This is a genomic window from Enterobacter sp. B79-1, assembly GCF_057444735.1.
This window is the reverse complement of sequence record NZ_JBYAZJ010000005.1, coordinates 199544-216353: the sequence shown is the minus strand read 5'-3', so window position 1 is coordinate 216353 and position 16810 is coordinate 199544. Positions and strand designations below refer to the sequence as shown.

The following is a 16810-nucleotide window of genomic DNA, read 5'->3' as shown; positions in this document are numbered from 1 at the left end:
CCACCGGACGGTGAGGGCGCTGTATTATCCCAGGTCAGCCATCAGCACTTTTGAACGACGCTGATAGTTGTACATCTCTTTCTTGCTTTCCGGCAGTGAATCAATGTCGACTGGCGTAAAGCCGCGTTCCTGGAACCAGTGAATGCTGCGGGTCGTCAGAACAAACAGCTTGCTGAGCCCAATCTGCCGCGCCTGAGCTGCCACACGCTCCAGCAGCATCTCGCCGCGGGAAGAGCTGCGGTAGTCAGGATGCACGGCAACGCAGGCCATTTCGCCGATCTTCTCCTCCGGGAACGGATAGAGCGCGGCACAGGCGATGGTCAGGTTATCGCGCTGGATGATGGTGAATTTGTCGATCTCCATCTCCAGCTGCTCGCGTGAACGGCGAACCAGAATTCCCTGCTGTTCCAGCGGACGGATCAGTTCCAGAATGCCGCCAATGTCGTTGATGGTCGCGCGGCGGATCTGCTCGGCGCTCTCCATCACAATCTGCGTACCAATACCGTCGCGGGAGAACAGTTCTTGCAGCAGCGCACCGTCTTCCTGATAGCTGATCAGGTGGCTACGGCGCACGCCGCTGCGGCAGGCTTTCACTGCTCCGCGCAGAAAGCGCACGGTGCCGGAGTGGTAATCTCCCGCTTCTTCGAGCGCTTCAACGCGCGCCTGCGCTTCGTTGGGAAATAGTTCAGGCACAATCATCCCTTCATCGTTTTCGACACCCTGTGAGGAACAAAACCCAATCATTTTTTCCGCTTTCAGCTTGATAGCAAGCTGGGTGGCTATCTCTTCAGACGTCAGGTTAAAACTTTCGCCCGTTACAGAAACCGCGACCGGACCCATCAGCACGATGGCACCGCTGTCCAGCTGGCGGTGAATAGCCTCTTCATCGATACGACGAATACGACCGCTGTGGCAATAGTCCACGCCGTCGTCCACGCCAAGCGGCTGAGCGATGATGAAGTTGCCGCTCACGACGTTAATATGCGCGCCCTGCAGCGGCGTATTGTTCAGGCTCATCGACAGGCGGGCGGTGATGTCCAGCTGCAGCAGACCTGCAGCCTGTTTCACCAGTTCAAGCGTTTTCGCATCCGTCACGCGGGTATGTTTGTGATAAATAGGCTCATGCTGATGAGAGGCCAGATTGGCATCGATCTGCGGGCGTGCGCCATACACAACAACCAGGCGGATGCCGAGGCTGTGCAGAAGACCTATATCATTGACAATACTGGAAAAATTCTCATGCTCAATGGCTTCGCCGCCGAGCATGATGACGAACGTTTTCCCCCGATGGGCGTTGATATAGGGAACAGAATGGCGGAATCCCTGGACCAGTTCGGTTCTACGTTCCTTCACCATGGCACAACCCTTAATGAATGTTTATTCGTAATTTCTGTATTTTTATTCGATTATGACCGCGTGTGCAAGCCTAAATTTTCCGCGACACACAGAAAAGAATAAGTAATCCGTGCGTTAACGTATGATTGTTTACCCTTTTATAGATGACAGTTTATGCGTCATTCGTTAAAGTTTTCGGTCAATCTGGACATTTTGTATATCAGTTCGTTTTCTTGCTCGGGAGAAGCATGTCGGGATCCAATTCAGCAATAAGCCGCCGCCGTTTGTTAAAAGGGGCCGGGGCAATGTGGTTGCTTAGCGTCAGTCAGGTCGGTCTTGCTGCCACAAGCCAGGTGGTGGCGGTGCGCGTCTGGCCGTCGTCGACCTATACGCGCGTGACGGTCGAATCCAATCGCGTGCTGAAATATAAGCAATTTGCCCTCAGCAATCCTGAACGTGTGGTCGTGGATCTCGAAGGTGTAAATCTCAATTCCGTGCTTAAGGGGATGGCGGCGCAGATCCGCGGTGACGATCCTTTTATCAAGTCAGCGCGCGTTGGCCAGTTTGATCCGCAGACGGTTCGTATGGTCTTTGAACTGAAGCAGAACGTGAAACCGCAGCTGTTTGCGCTTGCGCCGGTAGCAACGTTTAAAGAGCGTCTGGTGATGGATCTTTATCCCGCCAACGCAACGGACATCCAGGATCCGCTTCTGGCGCTTCTGGAGGATTACAACAAAGGCGATCTCGAACGTCAGGTTCCGCCTGCGCAAAGCGGCCCACAGCCGGGTAAAGCAGGGCGCGATCGTCCTATTGTGATCATGCTCGATCCCGGCCACGGCGGGGAAGACTCCGGTGCCGTCGGGAAATATCACACCCGTGAAAAAGATGTGGTGCTGCAGATCGCCCGTCGCCTGAAGGCATTGATTGATAAAGAAGGCAATATGCGCGCCTACATGACGCGTAATGAGGATGTCTTTATTCCGCTAAAAGTTCGCGTGGCAAAAGCGCAGAAGCAGCGCGCGGATCTGTTCGTCTCCATCCATGCGGATGCCTTTACCAGTCGCCAACCGAGTGGTTCATCGGTTTTTGCACTCTCGACCAAAGGGGCGACCAGTACTGCGGCAAGATACCTGGCGGATACGCAGAACGCCTCGGACTTAATTGGTGGCGTGGGCAAGAGCGGCGACCGCTACGTCGATCACACCATGTTCGATATGGTGCAATCATTAACCATCACCGACAGCCTGAAATTTGGCAAAGCGGTGCTGGGCAAGCTGGGTAATATCAATAAGCTGCATAAAAACAGCGTCGAGCAGGCCGGGTTTGCGGTACTGAAAGCGCCGGATATTCCGTCCATCCTGGTCGAAACCGCGTTTATCAGTAACGTGGAAGAGGAGCGCAAGCTGAAGACCGCTAAGTTCCAGCAGGAAGTGGCGGAGTCGATTCTGGCAGGGATACGGGCGTATTTCTCAGACGGGGCGACGCTGGCGCGACGTGGTTAGTGCTGTACGCCGGGTTATCGCCCGGCAGTTTCACAAACTGCAGATACAAAAAAACACCCTTAAGGGTGTTTATTGTTTTTAGAAGTATTGGTTGCGGGGGCCGGATTTGAACCGACGACCTTCGGGTTATGAGCCCGACGAGCTACCAGGCTGCTCCACCCCGCGTCCGTCTTTCTACAGTCGTAGAAACTTACTTCTTCAAATTTGATTGGTTGCGGGGGCCGGATTTGAACCGACGACCTTCGGGTTATGAGCCCGACGAGCTACCAGGCTGCTCCACCCCGCGTCCGTCTTTCTACAGTCGTAGAAGATACTTCATCAAATTTTAATTGGTTGCGGGGGCCGGATTTGAACCGACGACCTTCGGGTTATGAGCCCGACGAGCTACCAGGCTGCTCCACCCCGCGTCCGTGGATGCGCACTATACTCGGATAGGTTTGTGATGCAACCCCTTTTTCACATAAATCATGATTTTGTATGCAAATTGAACGACATGGCTTGGTTTGGACTATTTTTTGCGCAAAATTTGCCAAAGGGCATGTGATTGCATTTCATTAGCCCTGGCGGTTTGTTATCTTCATCACGCGGATAAGGGCAACTTAAAGACGAGATATAATGAAAGGACGTTGGGCGAAGTATCTGATGACGGGCGCAATGGTAGCGATTCTTGCGGCCTGTTCTTCCAAACCGACCGATCGCGGTCAACAGTATAAAGACGGGAAGTTATCCCAGCCTTTCTCTTTAGTTAATCAGCCTGATGCGGTCGGCGCACCGATCAATGCCGGAGATTTCTCCGAGCAGGTCTACCAGATCCGCAATGCGTCACCGCGTCTGTATGGCTCACAGAATAATGTCTATAGCGCGGTGCAGGACTGGCTGCGTGCGGGCGGTGATACGCGCAATATGCGCCAGTTTGGTATTGATGCCTGGCAGATGGAAGGGGCGGATAATTACGGCAACGTTCAGTTCACCGGGTATTACACGCCAGTGATTCAGGCGAGACACACCCGCCAGGGCGAGTTCCAGTATCCTATCTACCGTATGCCGCCAAAACGCGGCCGCTTGCCGTCTCGTGCGGAGATCTACGCCGGTGCGCTGAGCGAAAATTACATCCTGGCCTACAGCAACTCGCTGATGGATAACTTCATCATGGATGTTCAGGGCAGCGGGTACATTGATTTCGGTGATGGTTCGCCGCTTAACTTCTTCAGCTATTCCGGTAAAAACGGTCATGCCTATCGCAGCATCGGCAAGGTGCTGATCGACCGTGGCGAAGTAAAGAAAGAAGATATGTCGATGCAGGCGATCCGCGAGTGGGGCGAAAAACACAGCGAAGCCGAAGTGCGTGAGCTGCTGGAGCAGAACCCGTCGTTCGTCTTCTTTAAACCGCAAAACTTCGCGCCGGTGAAAGGGGCGAGTGCGGTACCGTTGATTGGTCGCGCATCGGTCGCCTCGGATCGGTCGATTATTCCTGCGGGCACCACGCTGCTTGCTGAGGTTCCTCTGCTGGACAACAACGGCAAATTTAACGGCAAGTATGAGTTACGCCTGATGGTGGCGCTGGACGTCGGCGGCGCAATCAAAGGCCAGCACTTCGACATCTATCAGGGTATTGGCCCTGACGCAGGCCATCGTGCGGGCTGGTATAACCACTACGGACGCGTTTGGGTGCTGAAGGCGGCACCGGGTGCCGGAAACGTATTCAGCGGCTGATTGTGGTATTCTGAGCGCAATACGGATTACTGTTCAGGGTGAGGAAAACCTCACCCTTTTTCCATCTGAGGTTTTATGTCTGTGGTAATCAGCGACGCCTGGCGCCAGCGTTTTGGCGGTACGGCACGTTTATATGGTGAAAAAGCCCTCCAGCTGTTTGCGGATGCGCATGTCTGCGTCGTGGGCATTGGTGGTGTAGGGTCGTGGGCGGCAGAAGCACTGGCAAGAACCGGTATTGGCGCAATCACGCTGATTGACATGGATGACGTTTGCGTGACCAACACCAACCGTCAAATTCACGCCCTGCGTGATAACGTCGGCCTGGCGAAGTCTGAGGTGATGGCGGAGCGTATTCGTCTCATCAACCCCGAGTGCCGCGTGACGGTGATCGACGACTTTGTGACGGCAGATAACGTCGCGGAGTACATGAGCAAAGGCTACAGCTATGTGATTGACGCTATCGACAGCGTGCGGCCAAAAGCGGCGCTGATCGCATACTGCCGTCGCTACAAGGTGCCGCTGGTCACGACGGGCGGGGCGGGCGGTCAAATCGATCCGACGCAGATTCAGGTGGCCGATCTGGCGAAAACGATCCAGGATCCGCTGGCCGCCAAGCTTCGCGAACGCCTGAAAAGCGACTTCAACGTGGTGAAGAACAGTAAAGGCAAGCTGGGTGTTGACTGTGTGTTCTCAACTGAAGCGCTGGTTTATCCCCAGGCAGATGGGTCTGTCTGTGCGATGAAGAGTACGGCGGAAGGGCCAAAACGAATGGATTGCGCCTCCGGCTTTGGTGCGGCCACCATGGTGACCGCCTCCTTTGGCTTTGTGGCGGTCTCTCACGCCCTGAAGAAGATGATGGCGAAGGCGGAACGTCAGGCCTGAGCCTGACGCGCTGCGTCCTGTACCGCGTCGCTGAGCGCGATCAACCCCTGACCGCGCGAGGCGCTGAGCTGCGCGCGCAGCCCAAGCTCATCAAACAACGCCAGCGGCGAATGTGCCAGCAATTCCGCCGCGTTTTTCCCTTCCACTGCGGTTAACAGCACCGCCAGCAGCCCTCTGACGATACGGCCTTCGCTGTCGCCAAAGAAGTGCAGTTTCTCGCCGGAGAGGCTATAACCCAGCCAGACGCGGTTTTCACAGCCTGCAATCTCTTTCGCCTGCGCTTTGAGATCGTCTGAAAGCGCAGGGAGCTGTTTACCCAGCAGGATCAACTGACGATATTTATCTTCCCACTGTGTAAGCGGGGCGAAGGTCTGTTTTAAGGTCTCTTCTGTGATGACCGTGCCGAACGGATGCCCGGCTAAAGCAGCGCTAGTCATTAATCCACCAGTAATTCAAGGGCGCGGTCAACGGCGGCAACCAGCGCGTCAACATCGCTTTGTGTGTTGTAAGGCGCGAAGGAAGCACGTAGCGTACCGCTAACGCCAAGCGCCGTCAGCAGCGGCTGGGCGCAGTGCTGTCCGGCGCGCAGGGCGATGCCATATTCCGACATCAGCGTGACCATATCACTGTGATGCACGCCTGCAAAATCAAAGGCGAGCAGGCTGGAATCCTGCACGCGGAACGAGCGGAAGCCGGGGCGTTTTTTAAGCTCTTCTTCTGCAAGCGTAGCCAGACCCCGGCTCCAGTTTTCAGCCTGAGCCACGTCCGTTTCTTCCAGCCACTCAAGCGCCGCGCTTAAGCCAATCACGCCCGCCACGTTCGGCGTACCGGCTTCCAGACGGTAAGGCACCTCCTGGGTTTTAAAGCCGTCGAAGGTGACTTCGGCGATCATCTTTCCGCCGCCGAGCCACGGCGTCATCTGCGCCAGCAGTTCAGGCTTGCCGTACAAGGCCCCGATGCCGGTTGGCCCGTACAACTTGTGTCCTGAAAAGGCATAGAAATCAATATCCAGTGTTTGCACATCCGCCGGAAAATGCACCACGCCCTGCGCACCGTCGACCATCACCACCATATTGCTGGCATGAGCGAACGCAATGGCATTAGCCAGATCTGGACAGCCACCGGTAACGTTAGACATCTGCCCCAGCGCCAGAATCCGGCTGCGGGGGGTGGTAAGCTCTGGTAAACGCGCCACGTCCGGCAGTAAATCGGCACCCAGCGGGAGCTTCACAATGCGCGCGCCCGTTTGCTCTGCCACCATCAGCCACGGCACCAGGTTGGCATGATGTTCAGCCTCGCTGACGATGATTTCATCGCCCGGTTGAAGCCGCGGACGTGCGTAGCACTGGGCCACCATATTGATGGCCTCGGTGGTGCCGCGCGTCCAGACAATATTTTTCCCGCTTTCGGCATTAATCAGCCGTGCGACCCGATCGCGGGCGGCCTCATAGCGCGCAGTAAGACGCTGCGCTTCAGCGTACTGGCTGCGATGCACATTGCCTGCACTCAGGCTGTAGAATTGCTGCGTTGCTTCAATGACCGCCTGAGGCTTCAGGGCCGTGGCAGCGCTATCAAGGTAAATACCGGCATCGGCCAGCGCCGGAAACTGTGCGCGAAAGTGCGCAGGACTGAAAGCGTTCATGGAATTCCTCATGTCGATAAAGAGATCGTCGCGCAATTTCATCGGCAGGGCAAGGAGGTTGGTATCTATAAGATTTGTCTGCATATCCTGGCGACCTCGGAAAAGCAGGTTATGCTAAATAGTGTTAGGTGGATGTTTTAGCCTGTTATAAATCGAGGTTTGAATAGCATTAATTGCTAAAGGAGAATAATCATGAAAAAGACAGCCGCAATCATCTCAGCCTGTGTGTTTACTTTTGCCCTGAGCGCCTGTTCCGGTAATAACTACGTGATGCATACCAACGATGGTCGATCTATCGTTTCGGAAGGGAAACCGTCTACCGATAATGATACTGGGATGATTTCGTACAAAGATGCAAACGGGAACAAACAGCAAATCAATCGCAGTGATGTGAAAGAGATGAAAGAAATCGAGCATTAACAGCGAGATAAGCGAAAAAAAAGCACCGCAAGTTGGCGGTGCTACATTAATCACTATGGACAGACAGGGTAAATGTACAGGAAGTGAAAAATTGGTAGCGTTGCTACCGTGGTCTGAATCGCAGACCAATTGCAAACACAACAACACAACATCACAACCGTAAGCCAAAAGCCCTTCAGAACACGCATTCCAAAAAACTTTTCGTTCCGGCTCAGGAAGTGCCGCCACTATAGGTATTTGCTGGTAGTTCCTCAACGGACAAATTATAATGGCTCAGATAAAAAAAACTAATAGGTTAAACGTTGTTTCCTATATGTTAAATCTCGTTAACATCTAAGCCAGATAACCATGTCGAAGCGATTGCCACCTCTTAATGCATTACGTGTTTTTGATGCAGCAGCACGTCACCTGAGTTTCACCCGCGCAGCAGATGAGCTTTTTGTGACTCAGGCCGCAGTAAGTCATCAAATCAAGTCCCTGGAGGATTTTCTGGGGCTTAAGCTGTTCCGTCGACGCAACCGCTCCTTGCTTCTGACTGAAGAAGGCCAGAGCTATTTTCAGGATATTAAAGAGATTTTTTCCCAACTGACGGAAGCCACGCGGAAACTGCAGGCCAGAAGTGCCAAAGGCGCGCTGACGGTAAGTTTATTGCCCAGTTTTGCCATTCAGTGGCTGGTGCCAAGACTCTCAAGCTTTAACTCAGCTTATCCGGGAATCGACGTTCGAATCCAGGCCGTGGATCGTCAGGAAGACAAACTGGCTGACGATGTGGATGTCGCTATTTTTTATGGCCGCGGCAACTGGCCGGGCTTGCGTGTTGAAAAATTATACGCAGAATATCTGCTGCCTGTTTGTTCGCCGCTGCTGCTGACAGGCGACAAGGCGCTGAAAACGCCCGCTGATTTGGCGCAACATACGCTTTTGCATGATGCTTCTCGCCGTGACTGGCAAACTTATACCCGCCAATTAGGTCTTAACCATATAAATGTGCAGCAGGGACCCATTTTTAGCCACAGCGCGATGGTGTTACAGGCTGCTATTCACGGGCAGGGCGTCGCGTTGGCGAATAACGTGATGGCACAGTCCGAAATTGAGGCTGGCCGTCTGGTCTGCCCGTTTAATGATGTTCTGGTCAGCAAGAATGCGTTTTATCTGGTTTGTCATGACAGTCAGGCAGAACTGGGTAAAATAGCCGCCTTCCGACAGTGGATCCTGTCTAAAGCGGCAAACGAGCAAGAAAAATTCCGCTTCAGGTATGAACAATAACTTTTGTGTGCTGTGCACGCATCACTTTAGGACAGAAACATGACCAGCCGATTCATGCTGATTTTTGCCGCGGTGAGTGGCTTTATTTTTGTGGCACTGGGTGCTTTTGGCGCGCATGTGTTAAGCAAAACTTTAGGGGTGGTAGAGATGGGCTGGATCCAGACCGGCCTTGAATATCAGGCGTTTCACACCCTGGCAATCTTTGGGCTTGCGGTGGCAATGCAGCGCCGCATCAGCATCTGGTTTTACTGGAGTAGCGTGTTTATGGCGCTGGGTACCGTGCTGTTCAGCGGTAGCCTGTACTGCCTTGCGCTCTCTCATTTGCGCCTGTGGGCGTTTGTTACTCCTGTCGGCGGCGTCAGCTTCCTGGCGGGATGGGTATTAATGTTTATCGGAGCTATCCGTCTGAAACGCAAGGGCGTTGTTCATGAATAAGGTTGTTTTATATTGTCGCCCGGGGTTTGAGAAAGAGTGCGCCGCGGAAATTACGGATAAAGCCGCGAAGCGCGAAGTCTTCGGTTTTGCTCGCGTAAAAGAGAACGCGGGTTATGTGATATTCGAATGTTATCAGCCTGAAGACGCCGACAAGCTGGCACGTGAGCTGCCGTTTAGCTCGCTGATCTTCGCGCGTCAGATGTTTGTCGCGGGCGAGCTGCTGAAAGATCTGCCGCCGGAAGACCGCATCACGCCGATTGTCGGCATGCTGCAGGGCGTGGTGGAGAAGGGGGGCGATCTGCGCGTTGAGGTTGCCGATACCAACGAAAGCAAAGAGCTGATGAAGTTCTGCCGCAAATTTACCGTGCCGCTGCGTGCGGCGCTGCGTGACGCGGGCGTGCTGACGAACTACGAAACGCCGAAGCGTCCGGTGGTGCATATCTTCTTTATCGCCCCTGGCTGCTGCTATACCGGCTATTCCTATACCACCAACAACTCGCCCTTCTTTATGGGCATCCCGCGTTTGCGCTTCCCGTCCGATGCGCCGAGCCGTTCCACGCTCAAGCTGGAAGAGGCTTTCCACGTCTTTATCCCGGCGGATGAGTGGGATGAGCGTCTGGCAAACGGCATGTACGCCGTCGACCTTGGCGCGTGCCCGGGCGGCTGGACCTATCAGCTGGTGAAACGCAATATGTGGGTTTCGTCTGTCGATAACGGCCCAATGGCGCAAAGCCTGATGGATACCGGACAGGTCACCTGGCTGCGTGAAGACGGTTTCCGCTACCGTCCAACCCGCAACAACATCTCCTGGATGGTGTGTGATATGGTTGAGAAACCGGCGAAAGTGGCCGCGCTGATGGCCTCCTGGCTGGTGAACGGCTGGTGTCGTGAGACAATCTTCAACCTTAAGCTGCCGATGAAAAAGCGCTACGAGGAAGTCTCTCAGAATCTGGCGTACATTCAGGAGCAGATGGATGAACACGGTATTAACGTGGAGATTCAGGCGCGTCAGCTGTATCACGACCGTGAAGAGGTGACGGTGCATATTCGTCGCTGGTGGGCTGCGGTCGGCGGACGTCGCGACGAGCGATAGTGCGTGCTTTGTTTTGCCCGGTGGCGCTGCGCTTACCGGGCCTACAAAACCGTGTAGTGCTTTTAACGTTCTAACCGCAACTGCTGTAAATTCCCGTCCAGCTGTAAATCCGTCTGTAGCGTTGCGATTTCCCGGCAGATAAACGCCATCTCTTTATGCGCCTCCAGCTTCTTGCGCCACTTTTCCGGTACCTCATCCAGACGGGCGTAAATCCCTTCCAGACTTTGAAAATCCGTCAGCAGCTGCGCGGCGCTCTTTGGTCCAATACCGGCCACACCCGGAACTTTAGAACTGCTGATGCCTGCCAGGCCCCAGTAATCCGGCAGTTGCTCGGGCGATACGCCAAACTCGCTGGCAATAAACGGCGCGTCCAGCCAGCGTTTTTGAAAATAGTCGCGAATGCGGACAGTCGGCGAGAGCAGCTGACAGTAGCCTTTGTCAGTTGAAACGATAGTGGCCTGATGCCCGGCGCTCGCCACCTTTACGGCCAGAGTGGCCGCGAGATCGTCGGCTTCATTTCCGTGTGCGCCCCAGCAGGGGACGCCGCGCTGTTCAAATGCCGCGCGTATCATGGGTAACTCTGCATGAAGATCGTCCGGCATCGGCGCGCGTCCGGCTTTGTAGTCGGGCAGACGCTGGTGTCGCCAGCCCGTGTTGCGGGCTTCGTCATCAATTACCGCGACCGCGTGGGTGGGTTCACTGTGGCGGATAAGCTGTTCCAGCGCGTGCAGGCAAGTGTCCTTACAGGGCGTGCCCTGTACCGCATGGATACGGCGAATCAGGTTGAGTGCATCGACGATAAGTAAATGAACGGCCACAGATAATCTCCCTTCTATCTAATGCGTGAAGGGTAACACTGTCAGCAGCATGAAACTATGAATGGTGGGGAAAACAGGAAGAAGCCTCGCAAAACGAGGCTTCCTGAGAGGCTTAATCGCAGGTCACGATCTTCATCGCCAGGCCACCGCGTGAGGTCTCGCGGTATTTGGCGTTCATATCTTTACCCGTTTCGTACATGGTTTCGATAACTTTATCGAGACAGACGCGCGGTTCGCTGGTGCGGCGCAGCGCCATACGTGCCGCGTTCACCGCCTTCACGGAGGCAATCGCGTTACGTTCGATGCACGGTACCTGCACCTGTCCGGCGACCGGGTCGCAGGTCAGCCCCAGGTTATGCTCCATGCCGATTTCAGCCGCAATGCACACCTGCGCCGGGCTTGCGCCCAGCAGCTCAGCCAGACCCGCCGCCGCCATGGAGCAGGCTACGCCGACTTCGCCCTGACAGCCCACTTCCGCACCGGAAATGGAGGCGTTCATTTTATACAGTGAGCCAATTGCGCTGGTGACCAGCATATAGCGCGCCAGTGAGTTTGCGTTCACTTCGCGGATAAACTTGTCGTAGTACGCCAGCACCGCCGGAACGATACCGCACGCACCGTTGGTTGGTGCGGTAACAACGCGGCCGCCCGCGGCGTTCTCTTCGTTTACCGCCAGCGCGAACATGTTGATCCAGTCCACCACCGCCATCGGGTCAGTCGTGGTTTTGTCGGTGCTCACCAGCATACGGCGCAGCGCTGCCGCACGGCGCGGTACGCGCAGTTTACCCGGCAGGACGCCTTCCGTGGTGATCCCGCGCTCGATACCGCCGCGCATCACGTCCCAGACGTTTGCAAAGTGCTGTTCCAGCTCTTCTTTGCTGTGCAGCGCCAGTTCGTTTTTCATCATCAGGCCGGAAAGGGAGAGGCCTGTCTCCTGGCAGTGACGCTGCAAATCCGCCGCGTTTTTATACGGATAAGGCACAGCAACAGCGGAAGTGTTGGTTTGACCAAAGTGGTCTTCGTCGACAATAAAACCGCCGCCGATAGAGTAATACGTCTGGCTGTATACCGCTTTGTCGCCTGCCAGCGCGGTAATGCGCATGCCGTTTTCGTGCAGCGACAGGTTGTCCGCATGGAAATTCATGCAGTGGTCAACCGGGAATTCAACCTCATGCTCGCCGTTTGCCAGCAGCAGGCGACCGTGGGTGTTCACGTCCTGGATGAAGCCAGGGATCGCGTCAATATCAACGGTATCCGGCAGGTTACCCGCCAGGCCCATGATAATGGCGATATCGGTATGGTGGCCTTTACCGGTCAGGGAAAGGGAACCGTATACATCGACGACCACGCGGGTGATGTCGTGCAAGATGCCGCGTGCAATCAAGTCATCCGTGAATTGTTTACCGGCTTTCATTGGTCCGACGGTGTGAGAGCTGGAAGGACCAATACCGATTTTGAAAATATCGAATACGCTAATCATGATGCGTCCATTGCTATCAGTCAGAGGGGAGGAGTGCGCCGCCCGAGGACGGCGCTGGAGATATTAGCTGAACAGCGAGTAGAAAATGGCGGAGATGGCAATCAGGCCCATAATCACAACGAATACGTTGCTGATATGGCCGCTGTATTTACGCATCGCAGGGACTTTCTGAATCGCGTACATCGGCATAAGGAACAGAATCATCGCGATGACCGGGCCGCCCAGGGTTTCAATCATGCCCAGGATGCTTGGGTTCAGGGTCGCTACCGCCCAGGTGGTGAGCAGCATGAACAGTGCAGTGATTTTGTTCAGCTTGTTGATTTCAATGCTCTTGCCTTTACCGCGCAGAGATTTAATCACCATACCGTTGAAGCCTTCACGCGCGCCCAGGTAGTGGCCCAGGAAGGATTTGGTGATAGCGATAATCGCGATGATTGGCGCCATCCAGGCAATGACCGGTGCGTTAAAGTGGTTCGCCAGGTAAGACAGAATAGAGATGTTCTGCTCTTTCGCTGCCGCCAGATCCACCGGGGAGAGACTCAGTACGCAGCTGAAGACGAAGAACATCACGGTCAGTACCATCATCACGTGAGCGCGAGCCAGGATGCTGGAGCACTTCTTCTCTGCGCCATTGCCGTACTCTTCGCGCTTCGCTACTGCGAAGGAGGAGATGATTGGCGAGTGGTTGAAGGAGAACACCATGACCGGAATGGCCAGCCACAGGGTCATCAGCAGGCCGTTACCGGTTGCGGATGCGCTGCTCAGGGACAGGGTTTCCAGCGCGGCACCGTTCCACTGCGGGATCAGGTAGCAGGCCAGTACCATCAGAGCAATAACGAACGGGAAGACCAGTACGCTCATTGCTTTCACAATCATCTGCTCACCGAAGCGCACGATGGTCATCATGCCGACGATCAGGATCAGAGACAGAATGGCGCGCGGTGGCGGCGTCATCTGCAGCTGGTGCGTCATGAAGCTTTCAACGGTGTTAGTGATCGCCACGCTGTAAACCAGCAGAATTGGGTAAATCGCGAAGAAGTAGAGCAGGGTAATCAGTTTACCTGCGCCGACGCCAAAGTGCTCTTCAACCACTTCAGTGATGTCTTCGCCCGGGTTTTTACCGGACAGCACGAAACGGGTCAGACCGCGGTGTGCAAAGAAGGTCATCGGGAAAGCGATGATAGCCATGATGATCAGCGGGATCAGACCGCCGACGCCTGCGTTGATAGGAAGGAACAGTACACCAGCGCCGATTGCTGTGCCGTAAAGGCCAAGCATCCACATGGTATCCGTTTTGCGCCAACCACTTCGGGAATCAATCGAAGCAACGGTGCTGGTTTGAGTGGTTTCCATCTGTATCTCCTGGAGGAAGCAAATTGTCAGGTTTTTAGTCAAATCCGATGAAAAAGTGCCTGACGGTAATATGAAATTCGTTCAGTGACGGTTTTTTAATAATTTTCACCCGTAACTATTGGCGGGCGGAAAGATACATTTTCGTTATGAATCCTTCAGTGATCCTGATCCCAATTGCAATAATCCACTCTCTATGTGGGCATGTTTAGACCATTTATCTGTCAAAAAAACGTCAAAGAGAATTTACGGGCGCGAAGGCTACCATTAACGACATGTAGCTTGAAAGGCTGGCCCGCGAGTTAGGAGGGTTACGCTGTAAAGAAATGGGTTTTTAGGATTTTCTGGCAGGTAATTTTGATTAAGGCTGATATTTTACGGTTACGAAAACGAGGTAATCGTTTGCGTATGGGGGAAAGATATAAATAACATAAATGATGTCTATGAATTGCATCAGTAATAAAAAAGCCGGACCCTGATGGACAGGATCCGGCTTTAAAAGCGCAGGTTGAAATCTTATTTGATGATTTCGTAGCAAGGAATATAGGCCGAGCCCGGCAGCTTCATGCGGTGCTGTGCGACAAAGCCCTGCAGCATGTCATCCATGCGACGCATCATCTCCGGGTCACCGTGGATCTTATACGGCCCAAATTCTTCAATGGCGCGGATCCCCACCTCTTTCACGTTACCCGCCACAATGCCGGAGAAGGCGCGGCGCAGATCGGCGGCCAGCACTTCCACTGGCTGATCGGGATAGAGCTTCAGGTTCGCCATATTTTCATGCGAAGGTTCAAACGGGATCTGCAGATCCGGCGCGATGCGGATTGACCAGTTAAAGCTGTAAGCATCCCCGGTATCACGACGGTTCTCTTTCACCAGTGGCATTGCTTTCTTCATCTGGCGAGCCACTTCTGCGGCATCGTCAATGATGATGCGATAGTGACGACGCGCGGCTTCACCCAACGTATGCACGATAAATTCGTCCAGTACGCGGAAGTAGTCTGCGCTCTCTTTCGGCCCGGTCAGGATCAGCGGCAGAACCTGATCTTTGTTGGCCGGGTTCATCAGAATACCCAGCAGATAAAGCAGCTCTTCCGCCGTGCCCACGCCGCCCGGGAAGATGATAATGCCGTGAGCGATACGGACAAACGCCTCAAGACGTTTCTCTATATCCGGCATGATAATCAGTTCGTTAACCAGCGGGTTAGGCGGCTCAGCCGCGATGATGGACGGCTCGGTCATACCGATAAAACGTCCTTCTTTATAGCGCTGCTGCGCGTGTCCCACTGCGGCACCTTTCATTGGCGCTTCCATCGCGCCCGGACCACAGCCGGTACAGATATTCAGTTCGCGCAGCCCAAGCTGGGTGCCCACCCGACGCGCATACAGGTATTCGGTCTCGTTAATGGAGTGACCGCCCCAGCAGACGACCATGTTCGGTGCTTCGCCCACGTGCAGGGCTCGGGCGTTACGCAGAATCGAGAACACCAGGTTGGTGATATGGACCGAGCTTTCCAGGTCGAGATGCTGGAAACGGCCAGCGTTGTGGATCTGCCCGTTAACGAACAGAATGTCGCGCAGCACGGCAAACAGGTTGGCCTGCAGAGAGCGAATAATGCGCCCGTCGACAAAGGCGTCTTCCGGGGGGTTGATGACTTCAAGCTTCACGCCACGCTCGCGGCGCAGCACGTTGATATCAAAGCTTTCGAAGCGAGACAGCAGCTCTTTACTGTTGTCGGTCAGGCTTCCGGAGTTCAGTACGGCAAGTGAACAGTTACGAAACAGTTGATAGAGATCGCTACTGGCCGTGCGTTTAAGCATGTCCACTTCCAGCTGCGACAACATATCCATTGAGCCAAGCGGGCTAATATGTGTAATCAAGTGAGCTCCTTACGGGACGATTATCGTCTTTCCCTGTTGATTACAATAGCCCTGGCGCGTGACGTTTCACAACCTAAAGCGCGGAAGATACCGCGCATATTGTGAAAATATTTATATTATTGACGCACCAGACGGCCCGTTGCAGGCACAAAATCGGTATTGGTACGCCACGGGTTGATGTCCAGTCCACCACGGCGGGTGTAGCGCGCATAAACGCTCAGCTTTTCTGGCTGGCAGAAACGCATAATGTCGTTAAAGATGCGCTCCACGCACTGCTCGTGGAATTCGTTGTGATGGCGGAACGACACCAGGTAGCGCAGCAATTTTTCCCGGTCGATTTTCGGCCCGCGATACTGGATCTGCACCGAGCCCCAGTCTGGCTGGTGGGTGATCAGACAGTTGGACTTCAGCAGATGGCTCACCAGCGTCTCTTCAACCACCTTTCCGCTTGCCGCGTTTTCGAGGTAGTCGGTACTGAACTCATAGCTTTCAACGTCAATGTCCTGATCGTCAATGCAGGCACCGTTAAAGTGGGCGATAGGCTGCCCTTCCAGCTCATTCAGGCGATACAGCGATACGGCAACGTTTCCTTGCGCACAGGCGCGTAAATCCCGCTCCAGCGTAGCCTGGACGTCTTCCCAACTGTTGAATGTTGTCTGGTTAAAACTGTTGAGATAAAGCTTGAAGCTTTTCGACTCGACAAGGTTAACGCTGGCGTAATCCAGCTCCACATGGCCGACGGCCACCTGCGGCAGCCCGCGCGCGTTAAGCCAGGAGAGTTCGTACAGCGTCCAGATGTCGCCGCCGACAAACGGCAGCGCGTCCGCGTGTAACCCAAGCGGGTCGCGGTTCAGGCTGCGGGGGACGCCCTGCAGCAGGCTTGCATCGTAGGTGTCGCGGTAATCGGTCGATTTACCCAGCGTTAAGCCGGTTAACGCCTGATGATTTTCGTAAGACATGTTTCATAGCCACTTTACAGGTACACTTATGGCC

At 54.5% G+C, this 16810-nt stretch carries 15 protein-coding genes and 3 tRNA genes; 7 read left to right on the top strand and 11 right to left on the bottom strand.

Annotated features, from left to right (window positions below; translation table 11 throughout):
* Positions 1–24: 24 nt before the first annotated feature.
* Positions 25–1356, bottom strand: coding sequence for an amino-acid N-acetyltransferase (argA, locus tag AC2T6E_RS15825; RefSeq protein WP_010435120.1), 1332 nt, complete (start codon positions 1354–1356; stop codon positions 25–27).
* A 227-nt stretch (positions 1357–1583) separates the two neighbouring features.
* Between argA and amiC the strand changes: the two genes are divergently transcribed.
* Positions 1584–2837 carry an N-acetylmuramoyl-L-alanine amidase AmiC gene (gene amiC / locus AC2T6E_RS15820; protein WP_089601161.1) on the top strand — a complete coding sequence of 418 codons (1254 nt, stop codon included), beginning with the start codon at positions 1584–1586 and terminating at the stop codon, positions 2835–2837.
* Positions 2838–2925: 88 nt separating this feature from the next.
* On the opposite strand, the gene AC2T6E_RS15815 is transcribed toward amiC, so the two are convergent.
* The 3 genes from AC2T6E_RS15815 to AC2T6E_RS15805 all read right to left on the bottom strand — a co-directional run bounded on the left by AC2T6E_RS15815 (position 2926) and on the right by AC2T6E_RS15805 (position 3244).
* Positions 2926–3002, bottom strand: a tRNA-Met gene (locus tag AC2T6E_RS15815).
* A 44-nt stretch (positions 3003–3046) separates the two neighbouring features.
* Positions 3047–3123, bottom strand: a tRNA-Met gene (locus AC2T6E_RS15810).
* 44 nt (positions 3124–3167) lie between these two features.
* Positions 3168–3244: transfer RNA gene (locus tag AC2T6E_RS15805), tRNA-Met, on the bottom strand.
* Positions 3245–3452: 208 nt separating this feature from the next.
* Between AC2T6E_RS15805 and mltA the strand changes: the two genes are divergently transcribed.
* On the top strand, positions 3453–4550 hold the full coding sequence (gene mltA, locus AC2T6E_RS15800) for a murein transglycosylase A (RefSeq protein WP_108416355.1): 1098 nt from the start codon (positions 3453–3455) through the stop codon (positions 4548–4550).
* 75 nt (positions 4551–4625) lie between these two features.
* Positions 4626–5432: a tRNA cyclic N6-threonylcarbamoyladenosine(37) synthase TcdA gene (tcdA, locus tag AC2T6E_RS15795; RefSeq protein ID WP_006811804.1), complete on the top strand. Its 807-nt coding sequence runs from the start codon at positions 4626–4628 to the stop codon at positions 5430–5432.
* Here tcdA and csdE read toward each other — a convergent pair.
* Together csdE and csdA are read right to left on the bottom strand one after the other, a co-directional pair.
* On the bottom strand, positions 5423–5869 hold the full coding sequence (gene csdE, locus AC2T6E_RS15790; RefSeq protein WP_100166317.1) for a cysteine desulfurase sulfur acceptor subunit CsdE: 447 nt from the start codon (positions 5867–5869) through the stop codon (positions 5423–5425). The genes tcdA and csdE overlap by 10 nt on opposite strands.
* Positions 5869–7074 (bottom strand): cysteine desulfurase CsdA, encoded by a 1206-nt coding sequence (gene csdA, locus AC2T6E_RS15785; RefSeq protein ID WP_262186665.1) that lies wholly within the window; start codon positions 7072–7074, stop codon positions 5869–5871. The genes csdE and csdA overlap by 1 nt, the downstream gene beginning before the upstream one ends.
* A 192-nt stretch (positions 7075–7266) precedes the next feature.
* On the opposite strand from csdA, the gene AC2T6E_RS15780 reads away from it, so the two are divergent.
* From AC2T6E_RS15780 to rlmM, 4 genes are all read left to right on the top strand, one after another.
* On the top strand, positions 7267–7494 hold the full coding sequence (locus tag AC2T6E_RS15780; RefSeq protein ID WP_010435104.1) for a YgdI/YgdR family lipoprotein: 228 nt from the start codon (positions 7267–7269) through the stop codon (positions 7492–7494).
* Positions 7495–7842: 348 nt separating this feature from the next.
* The gene (gcvA, locus tag AC2T6E_RS15775) at positions 7843–8760 is read left to right on the top strand and encodes a glycine cleavage system transcriptional regulator GcvA (RefSeq protein ID WP_010435102.1); all 918 of its coding nucleotides are present in this window, start codon (positions 7843–7845) and stop codon (positions 8758–8760) included.
* A 39-nt stretch (positions 8761–8799) separates the two neighbouring features.
* Positions 8800–9195 (top strand): DUF423 domain-containing protein, encoded by a 396-nt coding sequence (locus AC2T6E_RS15770; protein WP_010435099.1) that lies wholly within the window; start codon positions 8800–8802, stop codon positions 9193–9195.
* Entirely contained in the window at positions 9188–10288 is a 1101-nt protein-coding gene (rlmM, locus tag AC2T6E_RS15765) for a 23S rRNA (cytidine(2498)-2'-O)-methyltransferase RlmM (RefSeq protein ID WP_010435097.1), read from the top strand. Before AC2T6E_RS15770 ends, rlmM begins: the two co-directional genes overlap by 8 nt.
* A 62-nt stretch (positions 10289–10350) precedes the next feature.
* Here rlmM and xni read toward each other — a convergent pair whose 3' ends face one another.
* From xni to queF, 5 genes are all read right to left on the bottom strand, one after another.
* Complete coding sequence (gene xni / locus AC2T6E_RS15760) at positions 10351–11106, bottom strand: flap endonuclease Xni (RefSeq protein WP_427353256.1); 756 nt, start codon at positions 11104–11106, stop codon at positions 10351–10353.
* A gap of 112 nt (positions 11107–11218) precedes the next feature.
* Positions 11219–12586, bottom strand: coding sequence for an L-serine ammonia-lyase (locus tag AC2T6E_RS15755; RefSeq protein ID WP_211449987.1), 1368 nt, complete (start codon positions 12584–12586; stop codon positions 11219–11221).
* A gap of 63 nt (positions 12587–12649) precedes the next feature.
* Entirely contained in the window at positions 12650–13939 is a 1290-nt protein-coding gene (locus tag AC2T6E_RS15750) for an HAAAP family serine/threonine permease (protein WP_010435092.1), read from the bottom strand.
* Positions 13940–14452: 513 nt separating this feature from the next.
* Positions 14453–15817, bottom strand: a complete 1365-nt coding sequence (ppnN, locus tag AC2T6E_RS15745) for a nucleotide 5'-monophosphate nucleosidase PpnN (protein WP_100166313.1) — start codon at positions 15815–15817, stop codon at positions 14453–14455.
* A 116-nt stretch (positions 15818–15933) separates the two neighbouring features.
* On the bottom strand, positions 15934–16776 hold the full coding sequence (gene queF / locus AC2T6E_RS15740; protein WP_108416361.1) for an NADPH-dependent 7-cyano-7-deazaguanine reductase QueF: 843 nt from the start codon (positions 16774–16776) through the stop codon (positions 15934–15936).
* Positions 16777–16810 lie beyond the last annotated feature (34 nt).